Here is a 15,843-nt window from a genome sequence, read left to right as displayed (position 1 = left end):
GGTCCGTGGAGTCGTTGACGGAAGGCCGGAAGCCGCGCCTGGGCCTTGCTTCGCCCCTGCTACTACCGGTGTGCATTGCGTCTATTCTTGACGCTCGCCCCGCGCGTCAATTTATGAATTCAGACGCGTTCTTTGCCTTTTCCGCCATACGCGTCCTTTTTTCACAAGTCGACGCTGCCGCGCTTTCGTTAATGGTCGAACGAGCGTGCTGAAGCGGGGTCGTGCTGCACTGCACGCGAACGCCCGTGCGCGCTTCAGGTGCGAGAGCGGACCTCTGCGGCTCCGTTCTGGTGCCACTTGTTTAGCTATCCGAGTCGAATACGGGCCAACCGAGGGTTTAGCCTGATGGCACGGTAGTTGCCCTAGTCCTCAAAATTGAAGGAGTCGCTGCTCCCCACGGCGACGTGACACTACAGATTCGAAGGAATCATTCCTCCCATGTCCACCGATCGCACGGCGTCGTTGTCGCATTTCGCATTCATGCCGGTTCCCAACTTCACCATGATTGCGTTCACCAACGCGATCGAAGTCCTGCGCATGGCGAATTACCTGACGGGCCAAACGCTTTACCGCTGGTCGATCGTGAGCCCTGACGGCGGCCCGGTCACGGCTAGCAACGGTTTGTCGGTCGATACAGGACCGGTTGAATGCGTTGGCCAACCGGACATCGTGTTCGTGGTCGGCGGCATCGACGTGCAGCGCGCGACCACGCCTGCCCACCTTTCCGCACTGCGCCGCTTCGCCCGGTTGGGCTGCGTGCTCGGCAGCCTCTGCACCGGCACCTATGCGCTGGCGCGTGCCGGTCTGCTGGCGGGTTATGCGTGCGCGATTCACTGGGAGAACATGTCGGCGCTCAAGGAAGAGTTTCCCGACACGCGCTTTCTGAAAGAACTGTTCGTGATCGATCGCGATCGCGTCACCTGCACGGGCGGCGTCGCGCCGCTCGACATGATGCTGAACCTGATCGCGCCGCGCGTCGGCACGGCACGCGTCACGCAGATCGCCGAGCAGTTCATCGTCGAACATGTGCGCGATACCAGCGCGCAACAGAAAATGCCGCTGGTGGCGCGGCTCGGTTCGGCCAACAAGTCGCTCTTCGAAGTGATCTCGCTGATGGAGAACAACATTGAAGAGCCGCTCTCGCGCGAAGAACTCGCGCGGCTCGCGGGCATGTCGCAACGGCAATTGCAGCGTCTGTTCCGCGAACATCTGGGCATGACGCCGACGCATTACTATCTGACGCTGCGATTGCGGCGCGCGCGTGAGTTGCTGCTGCAAACCGACATGTCGATCATGCACATCACGATGGCGTGCGGCTTCCAGTCGGCGTGCCACTTCTCGAAGAGCTATCGCGACGCGTTCGGCACGGCGCCGACGCGCGAACGACGCAAGCAGGCGCCGTCGCTGGCTGCGGTGCCGGTGCTGGCGGCTTGATCACTGCTTGACGGCCTCGCTGGACTCACTGCCCAGCCACAAAAAAACGCGTTGAACGGAAAACCGCTCAACGCGTTTGTTTTTGTGCCTCGACCTTCTCAGTTTCTGTTGGCCCACCTACCTTCCAGCACGACGGCGCAACACGAGACCGCGTATGCAGTCCCGCCTTCGCATCAGATCTGCCTCAAGCCGCCTTCAACAACCCATGCGGATCGATCACAAACTTCTTCGGCGCACCACCATCGAACTGGCGATAACCATCAGGCGCCTGATCGAGCGACACCACGGTCACGTTGACGATATCCGCGATGGGCAAACGGTCCCACAGGATCGCCTGCATGAGATTGTGGTTGTACTTCATGACTGGCGTCTGTCCGGTATGGAACGAGTGCGACTTGGCCCAGCCCAGACCGAAACGGATGCTCAGGCTGCCTTTGCGCGCGGCGGCATCGGCGGCGCCCGGATCGTCCGTGACGTATAGGCCCGGAATGCCGATCGCGCCCGCGGCCCGCGTGATTTCCATCAGCGAATTGAGCACGGTGGCCGGCGCTTCCTCGTGCGAGCCGCTGCTGCCGTGGCCATGCGCTTCGAAGCCGACGCAGTCCACCGCACAATCCACTTCGGGCTTGCCGAGAATCTGCTCGATCTGTTCGCCGAGCGTGGCGTCCTTCGACAGATCGATGGTCTGGAAGCCCATCTTGCGCGCGTGCGCGAGACGCTCCTCATTCATGTCGCCGACGATCGTGCAAGCCGCGCCCAGCAAGCGCGCCGAAGCGGCCGCCGCCATGCCCACCGGCCCCGCGCCCGCGATATACACGGTGGCGCCTGGTTTGACGCCCGCCATCACCGCGCCGTGATAGCCGGTCGGCAGAATATCGGAGAGACACGTGAGGTCGCGGATTTTCGCCATCGCCTGGGCATGGTCGGGGAATTTCAGCAGATTGAAGTCGGCGTACGGCACCAACACGTACTCGGCCTGGCCGCCGATCCAGCCGCCCATGTCCACGTAGCCATACGCGCCGCCGGCACGCGACGGATTCACGTTCAGGCACACGCCGGTGTGCTGCGCCTTGCAGGTCGGGCAGCGTCCGCAGGCCACGTTGAACGGCACCGAAACGAGATCACCGACCTTGAGCGTTTCCACGTCACGGCCCACTTCGATCACCTCGCCGGTAATCTCGTGGCCGAGCACGAGGCCGACTTCCGCGGTCGTGCGGCCGCGCACCATATGCTGATCGGAGCCGCAAATATTCGTGCTCACCACCTTGAGGATCACGCCGTGACCGATCGACCGGCCTCGCGGATCGACCATCTTCGGATAGTCAATCGACTGCACTTCCACCTTGCCCTGCCCTAGATACACAACGCCGCGATTGCTGCTCATTGTCTGTCTCCATGTCTTGTGAGCGGCGCGCCTGTTCACAAGGCACGCCGTTCAACGAGCGTAGCGCCCGCTGAACAAAGCGCATGTGTCGAACACGACATGGGTTTGGCCGTAACCGACACGACGAGCGGAGCCCGCGTCCATCTTGATGCAACCAGTTTTTTATTGATTGACCGTTCAATATAAAAAAACTACCATGGCCGTTCGAAATCACTCGGGGCGGATCGTTTTCGTCTTCCGCGGTTCGCCCGAAGCCAACGCCAGCAACAGTGCCCGCACCATGCCCAAACTCGGAATGCGCGAAATCCGCCGCGCGCAGTTGATCGACGCCACGCTTCTCACGATCGACCAGACCGGTCTCGCGGGGGCGACGCTGGCTTCGGTCGCGCAGCGCGCGAGCATTTCCACCGGTATCGTCAGCCACTATTTCGGCGACAAGGACGGTTTGCTCGAAGCCACCATGCGTCACGTGCTGCGCGATCTGTGGCAGGCCACGTCGCGCCGGCGCCGGGCGGCGAAAGCGGACCCGCGCTCGAAACTTCGCGCGGTGGTCGCCGCGAATTTCGACGCCGAGCAGACCAGCGGCCCGGTCATGAAAACCTGGCTCGCGTTCTGGTCCGAGAGCATGCACAAGCCGCAGTTGCGGCGGCTGCAATACGTGAACACGCGCCGTCTGAACTCGAATCTATGCGCGGATTTTTCGAAGGCCATGCCACGTGCGGCGGCGCGTCGCGCGGCAAGCGGCCTCGCGGCGCTGATCGACGGCCTGTGGCTGCGCGGCGCGTTGTCGGGCGAGCCGTTCGACACCAAGGCCGCGCTGCGCGTGGCCAACGACTATATCGATCTGGTCCTCGCCTCGCGCGAATAAGGACTTGAACAGACCGGCGACATCTTCAGAAAGGAGCAAGTCATGGCGGTATTCGCAACGCAACGTCTCTATATCGGCGGCGGCTATGTCGACGCCACCAGCGGCGAAACCTTCGACACGCTCGACCCCGCCACCGGCGAGACGCTAGCGAGCGTGCAGCAGGCCTCGGCGGCCGATGCCGATCGCGCGGTGCGATCCGCGCAGGAAGGCCAACGCGAATGGGCCGCGCTCACCGCCATGCAGCGCTCACGCATTCTGCGCCGCGCGGTGGAGCTTCTGCGCGAGCGCAACGACGAGCTCGCCGCGCTAGAAACACGCGACACCGGCAAGCCGATTGCCGAAACCCTCGCGGTGGATATCGTCACCGGCGCGGACGTGATCGAGTACTACGCGGGGCTCGCCACTGCAATCGAAGGACAGCAGATTCCGCTGCGGCCCACGTCGTTCGTCTATACGCGGCGCGAGCCGCTCGGCGTTTGCGCGGGCATCGGCGCATGGAACTACCCGATCCAGATCGCGTGCTGGAAGTCCGCGCCCGCGCTCGCGGCCGGCAATGCGATGATCTTCAAGCCAAGCGAGATCACGCCGTTGTCGGCGCTGAAACTCGCCGAGATCTACACCGAAGCCGGCGTGCCCGCAGGCGTGTTCAATGTCGTGCAAGGCGACGGACGCGTCGGTACGATGCTCGCCGCGCATCCGGACATCGAGAAAATTTCGTTCACCGGCGGCGTGGAAACCGGCAAGAAGGTGATGTCGATGGCGGGCGCTTCGTCGCTGAAAGAAGTGACGATGGAACTCGGCGGCAAGTCACCCCTGCTCGTATTCGCCGACGCCAATCTCGAACGCGCCGCCGACATCGCGATGAGCGCCAACTTCTTCAGCTCCGGCCAGGTCTGCACCAACGGCACACGCGTATTCGTGCAACGCGGCGCGCTCGAACGCTTCGAGGCGCTGGTGCTGGAACGCGTCAAGCGCATTCGCGTGGGCGTGCCCACCGACGCCGCCACCAACTTCGGCCCGCTGGTCAGTGCCGCGCAATTGCACAAGGTGCTGGGCTACATCGAAAGCGGCAAGCAGGAAGGCGCACGGCTCGCGGCCGGCGGCAAGCGTCTCACCGAAGGCCACTTCGGCAGCGGCCAATACGTCGAACCAACCGTGTTCGCGGACTGCCATGACGACATGCGCATCGTGCGCGAGGAAATCTTCGGCCCCGTGATGAGCATCCTCGCTTTCGACGACGAAGACGAAGCCATCGCGCGCGCGAACCGCACTGCTTACGGCCTTGCCGCGGGCGTCGTGACCGAGAACCTAGCGCGGGCGCATCGTGTGATTCATCGACTGGAAGCGGGCATCTGCTGGATCAATACGTGGGGCGAGTCGCCCGCGGAAATGCCGGTGGGCGGCTACAAGCAGTCGGGCGTGGGCCGCGAAAACGGCATCACCACGCTCGAACACTACACGCGCATCAAGTCCGTGCAGGTCGAACTCGGCCCGTATCAACCGGTGTTCTAAGGAGAGGCGCGATGGCTTCGAACGACTACGACTACATCATCGTGGGCGCGGGTTCGGCGGGCAATGTGCTCGCCTCGCGCCTGACCGAAGACGCGGACGTGACCGTGCTGCTGCTCGAAGCAGGCGGCCCCGACTACCGCTTCGACTTCCGCACGCAGATGCCGGCCGCGCTCGCCTATCCGCTGCAGGGACGCCGCTACAACTGGGCGTACGAAACGGACCCCGAGCCGCACATGAACAACCGGCGCATGGAATGCGGGCGCGGCAAGGGGCTCGGCGGGTCGTCGCTGATCAACGGCATGTGCTATATCCGCGGCAATGCGCTCGATTACGACGGCTGGGCCGCGCAAGCCGGTCTGGAAAACTGGACCTATCTGGATTGCCTGCCGTATTTCCGCAAGGCCGAAACGCGCGATGTCGGCGCGAACGCGTACCACGGCGGCGATGGCCCGGTGCACGTGACCACCAGCAAACCCGGCAACAACCCGCTCTTTGCCGCGATGGTCGACGCCGGTGTGCAGGCCGGCTTTCCACGCACCGACGATCTGAACGGCTATCAGCAGGAAGGCTTCGGCCCGATGGATCGCACGGTCACGGCGAACGGCCGGCGCGCCAGCACGGCGCGCGGCTATCTGGATCGCGCGAAGACGCGGCCGAATCTGACCATCGTCACGCATGCCGTGACGGATCGCGTGCTGTTCTCCGGCAAGCGCGCGGTCGGCGTCGCGTATCTGCATCATGGCAATGCAGTGACGGCGCAAGCGCGCCGCGAGGTGCTGGTGTGCAGCGGCGCGATCGCCTCGCCGCAATTGCTGCAGCGCTCGGGCGTGGGCCGCTCGACATGGCTGCGCGAACTCGACGTGCCGCTCGTTCACGATCTGCCGGGTGTCGGCGAAAACCTGCAGGACCATCTGGAGATGTATATCCAGTACGAGTGCAAGGAACCCGTTTCGCTCTACCCGGCGTTGCAGTGGTGGAATCAGCCGGCCATCGGACTCGAATGGATGATGAAGGGTACGGGCATCGGCGCGAGCAACCAGTTCGAAGCCGGCGGCTTCATCCGCACGCGCGACGACGATCTGTGGCCGAACATCCAGTATCACTTCCTGCCGGTCGCGATCAACTACAACGGTTCGAACGCGATCAAAATGCACGGCTTCCAGGCGCACGTCGGTTCGATGCGCTCGCCGAGCCGCGGCCGGGTCAAGCTCACGTCGCGCGATCCGAACGCGCATCCGAGCATCCTGTTCAACTACATGGCCGATCCGCTCGACTGGCGCGAGTTCCGCGACGGTATTCGGATCACGCGCGAGATCATGCGGCAACCGGCGCTCGACCGTTATCGCGGCCGCGAACTGAATCCCGGCGCCGATTTGGCTACCGACGAACAGCTCGACACCTTCGTGCGCATGCGGGCGGAGACGGCGTTTCATCCGTCGTGTTCGTGCAAGATGGGTTATGACGATATGGCCGTGGTGGACAACGAGGGGCGTGTGCACGGCATGCAAGGGCTGCGCGTGGTAGATGCGTCGATCATGCCGCGCATCACGACCGGCAATCTGAATGCGCCGACCATCATGCTGGCGGAGAAGATCGCCGACCGGATTCGCGGACGCGACGCGTTGGCGCGGGTGGACACGCCCTACTTCGTGGCCAACGGCGTGGCATCGAGAAAGCGGGAGATCGCGACGGTTTGAGGCCGCTGCCGGCCCACAAGTTTTTCTTTACCCTCGTGCAACTTATCCTCGATTGTCAACGTCTGGCAAAAGCCGGATAGTTCGGCCTCAACGCGCTCCGAATGATTCTGGAGCGCATCCGCCGACAGACATTCAAGGAAACGCGAGAGATGAAGTTCAAAGCCCTCAGCCTCACGGCGACCGTGATCTTTGCGTTGGCCGCTCCCATGAGCCACGCAGCGGATACCACGCAAGACGGCATCAAACGGACGGTCGACGCGGCGATCCGCCCGCTCATGGCGAAAGACGGTATTCACGGCATGGCGGTCGGCATCGTCGTTGGGGGCAAGCCTTATGTGTACGACTACGGCGTGGCGTCGACGGAAACGGGCAAGCCCGTGACACGGGACACGCTGTTCGAACTCGGCTCGATCAGCAAGACCTTCACGGCGACGCTGGCATCGTATGCGCAGGTCAGCGGTGATCTCTCGCTGTCGGATACGACGGGCAAATATCTGCCCGTGCTTCAGGGCAGCCAGTTCGGCAATGTGAAGCTCGTCAACCTGGGCACGCACACGCCAGGCGGATTGCCGTTGCAAGTGCCGGACGATATCCATAATGACGACGAACTCATGCAGTTTTTCAAGGCATGGAAGCCCAGTTGTGCGCCGGGCACGTGCCGGACTTACGCGAATCCCGGCATCGGTACGCTTGGCTTGATCACGGCAAAGAGCATGGGGCAGGATTTCACGCCGTTGATGGAACAGCGCGTGTTTCCCGCGCTGGGATTGAAGAACAGTTTCATCGACGTTCCGAAATCGCGGATGCCGGATTACGCGCAAGGCTATAAGAAGGACGGCGCGCCGATTCGCATGGCGCCTGGCGTGCTGTCCGCCGAAGCCTATGGCGTCAAGTCCACAGCCGCCGACATGACGCGCTTCATGCAAGCCAACATGAATTTGCTCCAGCTCGATGCGAAGTTGCAGCGCGCCATCACGGAGACGCACACCGGCTACTTCAAGGCTGGCGTGTTGACGCAGGATCTGATCTGGGAGCAATACGCGTATCCGGTCGCGTTGAAGACATTGCTGGCAGGCAATTCATCGACGATGGTTTTGAAGGCGACACCCGCGGTCGAAATCAAGCCGCCGCTCGCGCCCCGACAGGATGTCTGGATCAACAAGACCGGTTCGACCAATGGGTTCGGCGCGTACGTGGCTTTCGTTCCGGAGAAGCAGTTGGGCATTGTGATGCTCGCCAACAAGAACTTCCCGAACGAAGACCGGGTGGCGGCCGCCTATAAGGTTCTGACGGCGCTTGCCGAGCCCTCGCATTGAATAGGGCCGACTCGATCATGAACAACTTGCGTTGCGTGCCGCTGCTCGCCGCGATCCTCATGAATCTGCCTTCGGCCAATGCCGGCGAAAAGGCACCCGATGCCAAAGAGACCGTGGTGCTTCAGCGCGTCCCCGTTCCGGGAACCGATCGGGAAATGGGCATGGGTATCGCCGAATTTCCACCCAATGCCGCCAAGCCGAAGCACAAGGCAACCGGACCGGAGGTCACCTATGTTCTCGAAGGTGAAGTCACGGTGCAGGTCGAGGGTCGACCCGCGCAGATCGTTCACGCCGGCGAGAGTTACCGGATGCCGGCAAATGTCGTCCATGTAACGACTGCCGGACCGGCGGGCGCGAAAGTGTTGGCGACGTGGGCTTGGGTGCCTGGGAAGCCGTTTAATGTGCGGGTTCAGAATTGAGCGAATAGGAGTGCTGTTCGCACTGGAACGCACCATTGATTACGCGCCCAATCAACCTTCAATCCCGCACCGGACTCAACACCCCACGCGCATCCGTCTCAACCGCCTCGAACACCAGCGTCTCGAGCGCCAACCCGCGCGTCTCGATGCCGAGAATCCACACCGCCGCCGCCGCGATCACAAAACACATCGCGCCGAGCGAGAACACCCCGCCCTGGCCGAACATCGGCAGCACTACGCCCACCACGTACGGTCCGATCAGCGAACCCACGCGGCCTATCGCCGACGCAAAGCCCGAACCCGTCGCCCGCGCACCGGTCCCGTACAGCTCCGGCGTGTAGGTGTACAACACCGCCCACATCGCAAACAGGAAGAACTGCATCGCCAGCCCGGCGCAGATCAGCAAGGTCGGCGTCTGCGCGTGCAGCGCCGTTTGTCCATAAACGTAGGCCATCACCGCACTGCCCGCGAGCGACGCAATGCAAGTCGGCTTGCGTCCCCAACGTTCGACCAGCCACGCCGCGCAGATAAAACCGGGAATCCCACCAAGCGAAATCAGCACCGTGTACAGCACCGACTTCGTTACCGCAAAGCCTGCCTGTTGCATCAACGCGCCGAGCCATGACGTCAGCCCATAGAAACCGAGCAGCGCGAAGAACCACAGCGTCCACACCATAATCGTGCGACGCCGGTAAGCCATGCTCCAGATCTCGCGAAACGCCCCCGTGCCCTTCGCGGCCGGCGGCTCGGCGAGCATCGCCGGCGCGCGCAGCTGGCTGAGCCCGGCCGCTTTCATCACCTTCACTTCGACCTCGGCGAGAATCTTGTCCGCTTCACCGAGACGTCCGCGATGTTCGAGCCAACGCGGCGATTCCGGCACGACGCGGCGCACGATCAGCACGAACACCGCAGGAATCGCGAGCAACGCGAACTCCGTACGCCAGCCGAACGTCGGCAGCACGAAGTAGGACACCACGCCCGAGGCGATGAAACCGAGCGGCCAGAAGCCGTCCATCAGCGCAATCAGACGGCCGCGCGACGCAGCCGGCACGAACTCCGACAACAAGGTCTGCGCGATCGGAAACTCCATGCCCATACCGAAGCCGAGCAGCACGCGATAAAAGATCAACGCTTCGACGCTCTGCGCCGTCGAGCACAAATACGACGCGAGCCCCCACAACACCATGCTCCACTGAAACACCGGCCGGCGTCCGAAGCGATCCGCCAGCAACCCTGCAATCGCCGCGCCGATCACCATGCCGAAGAAGCTCGCGCTGGCCACCAGCCCCGCCGTCGCGGTGGATAAGCCAAATTCCGTCTTGATCGAACCGAGCACGAAGGTCATCGTGCCGAGATCGACGGAATCGAAAAAGAATGCGATGGCGATGATGATGAAAATGGTCCGGTGATAACCGGAGAACGGCAGTCGTTCGAGTCGGGCGGCTGCGCTCGCGCGCGGCTGATAAGCGGTAGACATGTCATCCCCTGGTTGATGCGGCGAGTGCCGCGTGAGTGCTCCGAGGCGTTTTCAGTAGACGCCGACATAAATCGGCCACATAGAAGAAATACGTCATCGGGATGGAACGGGTGCGTCGTTCCACACACGCGGATCGCGAGGCTTAGGACCGCAGACGCGCCCGCGCGGCGCCGGCAATGCGCACGAGCGCATCCGCGCTCAACCGTGCGGCGATTTTTTCGACGTATGCGTGGTGACGCGCCTGCAGCGGCGCGCCGAGTTGCTGCGCAAGCAGATAACGGATCAGCGCGATGCGCCTATGCCGCAGCACGATGCTCTGATCGAGCAGCGCGAGCGCGGCATGGGCATCGCCTTCGAGGCACGCGCGCTCGGTGAGACGCGCGGTGGCTAGACGTGTCGACGTCATGGCGATGATTCAACGCGAAAGGCGCGAGCGGTGTAGGGACTGCCGCTCGCCGCGCCTTACGACATCAGCGGCTCGGCCGCGTCGAGCATGATCTTGACGAAGTAGTCCGCAAAGCTGCGGCGCACGACAATGTCGAAACTGCTCGCACCGGTGGGCAGCAACGTCATCGATGCCTTGAAATAGTGGCTCTGCGCGCATTGCCCTTCGCCAAACAGCTTGGGATGCAAATCGAGCGGACAACCGCGCGACAGCACTTCACGCGTGCGCGTGCCGCTGATTTCTAGCACCGTATAACCGCTGCCGATATCCACCGCCGACGCGAACAGGCCCGCGAACACAGCGCCGAGTTTCGCCTGCAGCGGAGCGGTACGCGTCGCGTCGTGCGCGGCGGCCGAGCGCACCAGCCACTCGTCCGGGCCGAGCCACATCACGTCGTAGCCGTTGCCGCGCGCCACCGTGTTCGCCTTTTCAGGCGGACGGCAGCCGATCACACTCTCCACCGCGCGCACGAACGCGGCGTCACGCGTATCGCCGCGCACGTTCACGAGTTCCAGGAACGGCCGCTCGCTCAACCTGAACGCGGCGGATGCCGTCGCCTGATGCTTCTTCAGCAGCGCGTCCGCGCCCACCAGCGGCGACTCCTGCCATACGCCGGTCTGCTTGCCGACAGCACGATCCACGACCGACGCCGTCCCTCTGGTTTCATTCCACATGTTGACGTGCTCCTTCGCTGTCGTAGAACACCGAACTGGTGACCTTCGCTGCAATCTGTTTGCCGCTCGAAAGCGGAATCGTGACCGTTTCGCCGATCTTGTCGAGGCCGCCCTTCACGACCGCCATCGCGATCGAACGCTTCAGGATCGGGCTGTAATAGCTCGACGTGACGTGGCCGAGCATCGCCGCCGTCTCGCCCTGGAACGGACCCGCAACGATCTGCGAACCCTCGGGTATCACGAACGACGGGTCGTCCGAGAGCAGGCCGACCAGTTGCTTGCGCCCTGCCTTCGCCGTATCCGAGCGGGTCAGCGAACGCTTGCCGAGAAAGTCCTTCGACTTCGCGACGAGGCCGCCCATGCCGAGATCGTACGGCGTCATCGAACCGTCCGTATCCTGGCCGACGATGATGTAGCCCTTCTCCGCGCGCAGCACGTGCATCGTTTCGGTGCCGTACGGCGTGATGTCGAACTCCGCGCCCGCGGCCATCAGCGCTTCCCACACCGCGCGTCCGACGTTGGCCGGCACGTTCACTTCATAAGCGAGTTCGCCCGAGAAGCTGATGCGCATCACACGCGAGGCCGCACCAGCAACGGTGCCTTCGCGATAGCTCATGAACGGAAACGCCGCGTTCGCGAAGTCGATGTCCTGGCAGACCTTCTGCAGCACCTTGCGGCTGTTCGGGCCGACCACGGCGAAGGTCGCCCAATGATCCGTCACCGACGCGAGCCGCACGCGCATGTCCGGCCATTCGGTTTGCAGCCAGCGTTCGAGCCACGTCAGCACGCGTGCCGCGCCGCCGGTGGTGGTCGTCATCATGTAGTGCTGGTCGGCGAGGCGCACGGTCACGCCGTCGTCGAAGATCATGCCGTTTTCGTCGAGCATCAGGCCGTAGCGGCACTTGCCGACTTCCAGCTTGCTCCACGGATTCGTGTAGACCCAGTTCAGCAGCTTCGCCGAATCAGGGCCCTGGATGTCGATCTTGCCGAGCGTCGAGGCGTCGAGAATGCCGACGCTCGTACGCACCGCGAGCGATTCACGCGCCACCGCCGCGTGCATGTCTTCGCCCGCTTTCGGGTAGTACCACGGACGCTTCCAGTTGCCCACATCCTCGAAGGCCGCGCCGTTTTCCACGTGCCATTCGTGCACCGCCGTCTTGCGCACCGGGTCGAGAAACTCGCCCAGCTCGCGGCCGGCAAACGTGCCGAAGGTGACGGGCGTGTAGTTCGGCCGGAAGGTCGTCGTGCCGGTCTCGGGAATCGTCTTACCGAGCGCCTGCGCGAGAATCGCCATGCCGTTGATGTTGCCGAGCTTGCCCTGGTCGGTGCCGAAACCCATCGCCGTATAGCGTTTTACGTGTTCGACCGATTCGAAGCCCTCGCGCGCCGCGAGGAAAATATCCGCGGCGGACACGTCGTTCTGGAAATCGATGAACTGCTTCGGCCCGCGCGTAGCCAACTCGCGACCACCGACCAGCCACAGCGGCTGCATCTTCGCTTCCATGATCTCGGCCACCTGCACCGGATTCGGCCGCGCGACGATAAAGCCCGCCGCGCGCGCCGCCTCGATGCCGGCATCGACCGCAAAGCGGATGCCCTGGCCCAGCGTGAAGTCGCCTGCACACGCGCCGACGCTCGTCTCCGGCTGCATCGCCTTGCCCGGCACGAAGCAGGCCTTCTCGTCATGCCAGTGGGCCTTGCCGCCCGACTGCGCGAACAGGTGCAGCACCGGGCTCCAGCCGCCGGACATCGCGAGCAGATCGCAGGACAGTTCGCCCTGCTTCGCACCGACCTGTCCGTTGGAATACGGTGCGACGTCCACCGAGGCCACGCGCAGTTTGCCGTGCGCCGCCGTGATCACGACGCCGTTCATCACCTTGACGCCATAGCGCCGTGCGAGCGCGGGCAGCGTGCCCTTCGATTCGCTCGCGCGCGGATCGACTACCGTCACCTGGGCGCCGGCCGATTTCAGATCGAGCGCGCACTGGTAGCCATCGTCGTTGTTGGTGAACACCACGGCGTTGCGGCCCGGCAGCACCGCATAGCGATGCAGATAGGTCGACACGGCTGACGCCAGCATCACGCCGGGCAGATCGTTGTTGCCGAACACGATGGGCCGCTCATGCGCGCCGGTCGCGAGAATCACGCGTTTCGCGCGAATCTTCCACATCAGTTCGCGCGTGCCCTTGCGCTGCGACACCGGCAGATGCTCGGTGAGCCGCTGCGTCACCGTCACGAGGTTGTGGTCCTGATAGCCGAACGCGGTGCTGCGGCACAGGATCTTCACGTCGGGCATTTGCCGCAGTTCGTCTTCGATCTTCTGCACCCATTGCAGCGCGGGCTTGCCGTCGATCTCCGCGCGGCACGACAGCAGCGAGCCACCGAGTTCCGGCTGATCGTCAATCAGTGTCACGCGCGCGCCGGACAACGCGGCGGCATGCGCGGCCGCGAGGCCGGTCGGGCCGCCGCCCACCACCAGCACGTCGCAATGCGCAAAGCACTTGTCGTAGCGGTCCGCGTCCGTGTGTTCCGGCGCCTTGCCGAGACCGGCGGCGTCGCGGATCACTTCTTCATACTTCGGCCAGAATTTGCGCGGCCACATGAAGGTCTTGTAGTAGAAGCCCGCCGGAATGAAGCGCGCGAACTTCTGATTGACCGCCATGCGGTCTTTCTCGATGCTCGGCTTCGCGTTCACGCTTGTGGCCACCAGGCCCTGATACAGCTCGACTTCGGTGGCTCGCGCATTCGGCACCGTGTACGCGCCGGTTTCGAGTTGCACGACGGCATTCGGCTCTTCCACGCCCGCGGTGACGATGCCGCGCGGCCGGTGGTATTTCCAGCTGCGCGCGACGAAATGCTCGCCGTTCGCGAGCAGCGCCGAAGCCAGCGTGTCGCCCTGATAGCCCTGGTACTGGCGGCCGTTGAAGGTGAACGTCAGCGGCATTGCGCGATTGATGCGCCCGCCGTTGGGGAGTCGGTCTTTCTGGCTCATGATGCCTTGCCCTCTTGTGCCTTGTTCTGTGCTTTAGCGTCAGTGCTGTCCATGGCGAGCAAAGGACGCTCGAACGTCTCGTAGCCCTGGATCTCGTAGCTCACCGTGTCGCGCTGCGCCTTGAACCAGCGGCGGCAGCCTTGCGTATGCATCCATTGCTCGCGATGCACGCCGCGCGAGTTCTTGCGCATGAACAGGTAGTCGCCCCATTCCTTGTCGGTAAGTTTCTCGGTGTCGAGCGGACGGGCAATGTCCGCTTCGCCGCCGCAGGAAAATTCGGTTTCGGCGCGTGGCCCGCACCACGGGCATTCGATCAATAGCATCTCGTTCTCCTAGTCGCAGTGCGTAGCGTTAGTGGGCAACAGCGGCGGCGCCGTGTTCGTCGATCAGGTGGCCGGTATAGAAACGCTCCAGCGAGAACGGCGCGTTCAGCGGATGCGGCTCATCCTTCGCAATGGTGTGCGCATAAGCCCACCCGGAACCCGGCGTCGCCTTGAAGCCACCCGTGCCCCAGCCGCAATTGAAGTACAGCCCCTTCACATCGGTCTTGCTGATGATCGGGCACGCGTCGGGCGACACATCCACGATGCCGCCCCACTGGCGGTTCATCCGCACCCGCGAGAACACTGGGAACATTTCGACGATCGCTTCAAGCGTGCCTTCGATAATCTGAAAACTGCCGCGCTGACCAAAACCCGTGTACTGGTCGACGCCCGCGCCGATCACCAGATCGCCCTTGTCGGACTGGCTGATATACGCGTGCACCGCGTTCGACATCACCACGGTGTTGACCACCGGCTTGATCGGTTCCGACACCAGCGCCTGCAACGGATGGCTCTCCAGCGGCAACCGCACGCCGGCCATGTCGGCGAGTGACGAGGTATTGCCCGCCGCCACGATCGCGACTTTCTTCGCCTTGATGAAACCCTTCGTGGTGTCCACGCCGATCACCTGGCTGCCATTGCGGCGAATGCCCGTCACCTGGCAGTTCTGCACGATATCGACACCGGCCTGATCCGCGCCGCGCGCGAAACCCCATGCCACCGCATCGTGACGCGCCACGCCGCCGCGCCGCTGGATCGACGCGCCGAGCACCGGATAGCGGCTGTTCAGATTGATGGTCGGCTCGATTTCCTTGATCTGCGCGGGCGTGAGAAATTCGGCGTCCACGCCGTTCAGCCGGTTCGCATTCACGCGGCGCTCGGTGTCGCGCACGTCCTGCAACGTGTGCGCGAGGTTCATCACACCGCGCTGGCTGAACATCACGTTGTAGTTCAGATCCTGCGAGAGCCCTTCCCACAGCTTCATCGCTTTTTCGTAGAGCGCGGCCGACTCGTCCCACAGATAGTTCGAGCGCACGATGGTCGTATTGCGCGCCGTATTACCGCCGCCGATCCAGCCCTTCTCCAGCACGGCGACATTGCGCACGCCGTGTTCCTTGGCGAGGTAATACGCCGTGGCGAGACCATGCCCGCCGCCGCCGACGATCACGACGTCGTACTCACGCTTGGGCTCGGGGCTCTTCCACTGTCGCTCCCAGTTCTCGTGATACGACATCCCGTTGCGCAACAGGCTGAATATCGAATAGCGGCTCATCGTGGGTCCTTGTTGGTGCTGTCTTTACT

Annotated in this window: 13 protein-coding genes; 6 read left to right on the top strand and 7 right to left on the bottom strand. The window is 63.4% G+C overall.

Going from position 1 to position 15,843, the window contains the following annotated elements:
* The first annotated feature begins 438 nt into the window (after positions 1-438).
* Positions 439-1,434, top strand: coding sequence for a GlxA family transcriptional regulator (locus P0D80_RS28885; RefSeq protein WP_106280835.1), 996 nt, complete (start codon positions 439-441; stop codon positions 1,432-1,434).
* Between the two features lie 184 nt (positions 1,435-1,618).
* On the opposite strand, the gene fdhA is transcribed toward P0D80_RS28885, so the two are convergent.
* Positions 1,619-2,818 (bottom strand): formaldehyde dehydrogenase, glutathione-independent, encoded by a 1,200-nt coding sequence (gene fdhA / locus P0D80_RS28880; protein WP_408179154.1) that lies wholly within the window; start codon positions 2,816-2,818, stop codon positions 1,619-1,621.
* Positions 2,819-3,098: 280 nt separating this feature from the next.
* Between fdhA and betI the strand changes: the two genes are divergently transcribed.
* The 5 genes from betI to P0D80_RS28855 all read left to right on the top strand — a co-directional run bounded on the left by betI (position 3,099) and on the right by P0D80_RS28855 (position 8,630).
* Positions 3,099-3,686: a transcriptional regulator BetI gene (gene betI / locus P0D80_RS28875; RefSeq protein WP_408218452.1), complete on the top strand. Its 588-nt coding sequence runs from the start codon at positions 3,099-3,101 to the stop codon at positions 3,684-3,686.
* Positions 3,687-3,728: 42 nt separating this feature from the next.
* Positions 3,729-5,198, top strand: coding sequence for a betaine-aldehyde dehydrogenase (gene betB, locus P0D80_RS28870; protein WP_408288600.1), 1,470 nt, complete (start codon positions 3,729-3,731; stop codon positions 5,196-5,198).
* 11 nt (positions 5,199-5,209) lie between these two features.
* The gene (betA, locus tag P0D80_RS28865) at positions 5,210-6,895 is read left to right on the top strand and encodes a choline dehydrogenase (protein WP_408288597.1); all 1,686 of its coding nucleotides are present in this window, start codon (positions 5,210-5,212) and stop codon (positions 6,893-6,895) included.
* A 149-nt stretch (positions 6,896-7,044) separates the two neighbouring features.
* Entirely contained in the window at positions 7,045-8,211 is a 1,167-nt protein-coding gene (gene ampC, locus P0D80_RS28860; protein WP_408288595.1) for a class C beta-lactamase, read from the top strand.
* A gap of 17 nt (positions 8,212-8,228) precedes the next feature.
* Positions 8,229-8,630: a cupin domain-containing protein gene (locus P0D80_RS28855; protein ID WP_408179150.1), complete on the top strand. Its 402-nt coding sequence runs from the start codon at positions 8,229-8,231 to the stop codon at positions 8,628-8,630.
* A gap of 58 nt (positions 8,631-8,688) precedes the next feature.
* Here the strand turns inward: P0D80_RS28855 and P0D80_RS28850 are convergent, their stop codons facing one another.
* The 6 genes from P0D80_RS28850 to P0D80_RS28825 form a co-directional block, all read right to left on the bottom strand.
* The gene (locus P0D80_RS28850) at positions 8,689-10,107 is read right to left on the bottom strand and encodes an MFS transporter (protein WP_408179149.1); all 1,419 of its coding nucleotides are present in this window, start codon (positions 10,105-10,107) and stop codon (positions 8,689-8,691) included.
* A gap of 142 nt (positions 10,108-10,249) precedes the next feature.
* The gene (locus P0D80_RS28845) at positions 10,250-10,513 is read right to left on the bottom strand and encodes a hypothetical protein (RefSeq protein ID WP_408179148.1); all 264 of its coding nucleotides are present in this window, start codon (positions 10,511-10,513) and stop codon (positions 10,250-10,252) included.
* A 56-nt stretch (positions 10,514-10,569) separates the two neighbouring features.
* Entirely contained in the window at positions 10,570-11,226 is a 657-nt protein-coding gene (locus P0D80_RS28840; RefSeq protein ID WP_408179147.1) for a sarcosine oxidase subunit gamma, read from the bottom strand.
* Positions 11,216-14,218 carry a sarcosine oxidase subunit alpha family protein gene (locus P0D80_RS28835; protein WP_408288590.1) on the bottom strand — a complete coding sequence of 1,001 codons (3,003 nt, stop codon included), beginning with the start codon at positions 14,216-14,218 and terminating at the stop codon, positions 11,216-11,218. The genes P0D80_RS28840 and P0D80_RS28835 overlap by 11 nt, the downstream gene beginning before the upstream one ends.
* Positions 14,215-14,541, bottom strand: a complete 327-nt coding sequence (locus P0D80_RS28830) for a sarcosine oxidase subunit delta (protein ID WP_132377090.1) — start codon at positions 14,539-14,541, stop codon at positions 14,215-14,217. Before P0D80_RS28830 ends, P0D80_RS28835 begins: the two co-directional genes overlap by 4 nt.
* Before the next feature lie 28 nt (positions 14,542-14,569).
* Positions 14,570-15,814 carry a sarcosine oxidase subunit beta family protein gene (locus P0D80_RS28825; RefSeq protein ID WP_132377089.1) on the bottom strand — a complete coding sequence of 415 codons (1,245 nt, stop codon included), beginning with the start codon at positions 15,812-15,814 and terminating at the stop codon, positions 14,570-14,572.
* Positions 15,815-15,843: the final 29 nt, after the last annotated feature.

It is taken from the genome of Paraburkholderia sp. RL17-373-BIF-A, from assembly GCF_046030175.1.
In the GTDB taxonomy this organism is placed as follows: domain Bacteria; phylum Pseudomonadota; class Gammaproteobacteria; order Burkholderiales; family Burkholderiaceae; genus Paraburkholderia.
The sequence above is the reverse complement of the archived record's forward strand: the minus strand, read 5'-3'. Positions and strand labels throughout refer to the sequence as shown.

Excerpts from the sequence above, each read along its gene's own strand:
- P0D80_RS28885 (WP_106280835.1), top strand. The coding sequence starts at position 439 with ATGTCCACCGATCGCACGGCGTCGTTGTCGCATTTCGCATTCATGCCG.
- fdhA (WP_408179154.1), bottom strand. The coding sequence starts at position 2,818 with ATGAGCAGCAATCGCGGCGTTGTGTATCTAGGGCAGGGCAAGGTGGAA.
- betI (WP_408218452.1), top strand. The coding sequence starts at position 3,099 with ATGCCCAAACTCGGAATGCGCGAAATCCGCCGCGCGCAGTTGATCGAC.
- betB (WP_408288600.1), top strand. The coding sequence starts at position 3,729 with ATGGCGGTATTCGCAACGCAACGTCTCTATATCGGCGGCGGCTATGTC.
- betA (WP_408288597.1), top strand. The coding sequence starts at position 5,210 with ATGGCTTCGAACGACTACGACTACATCATCGTGGGCGCGGGTTCGGCG.
- ampC (WP_408288595.1), top strand. The coding sequence starts at position 7,045 with ATGAAGTTCAAAGCCCTCAGCCTCACGGCGACCGTGATCTTTGCGTTG.
- P0D80_RS28855 (WP_408179150.1), top strand. The coding sequence starts at position 8,229 with ATGAACAACTTGCGTTGCGTGCCGCTGCTCGCCGCGATCCTCATGAAT.
- P0D80_RS28850 (WP_408179149.1), bottom strand. The coding sequence starts at position 10,107 with ATGTCTACCGCTTATCAGCCGCGCGCGAGCGCAGCCGCCCGACTCGAA.
- P0D80_RS28845 (WP_408179148.1), bottom strand. The coding sequence starts at position 10,513 with ATGACGTCGACACGTCTAGCCACCGCGCGTCTCACCGAGCGCGCGTGC.
- P0D80_RS28840 (WP_408179147.1), bottom strand. The coding sequence starts at position 11,226 with ATGTGGAATGAAACCAGAGGGACGGCGTCGGTCGTGGATCGTGCTGTC.
- P0D80_RS28835 (WP_408288590.1), bottom strand. The coding sequence starts at position 14,218 with ATGAGCCAGAAAGACCGACTCCCCAACGGCGGGCGCATCAATCGCGCA.
- P0D80_RS28830 (WP_132377090.1), bottom strand. The coding sequence starts at position 14,541 with ATGCTATTGATCGAATGCCCGTGGTGCGGGCCACGCGCCGAAACCGAA.
- P0D80_RS28825 (WP_132377089.1), bottom strand. The coding sequence starts at position 15,814 with ATGAGCCGCTATTCGATATTCAGCCTGTTGCGCAACGGGATGTCGTAT.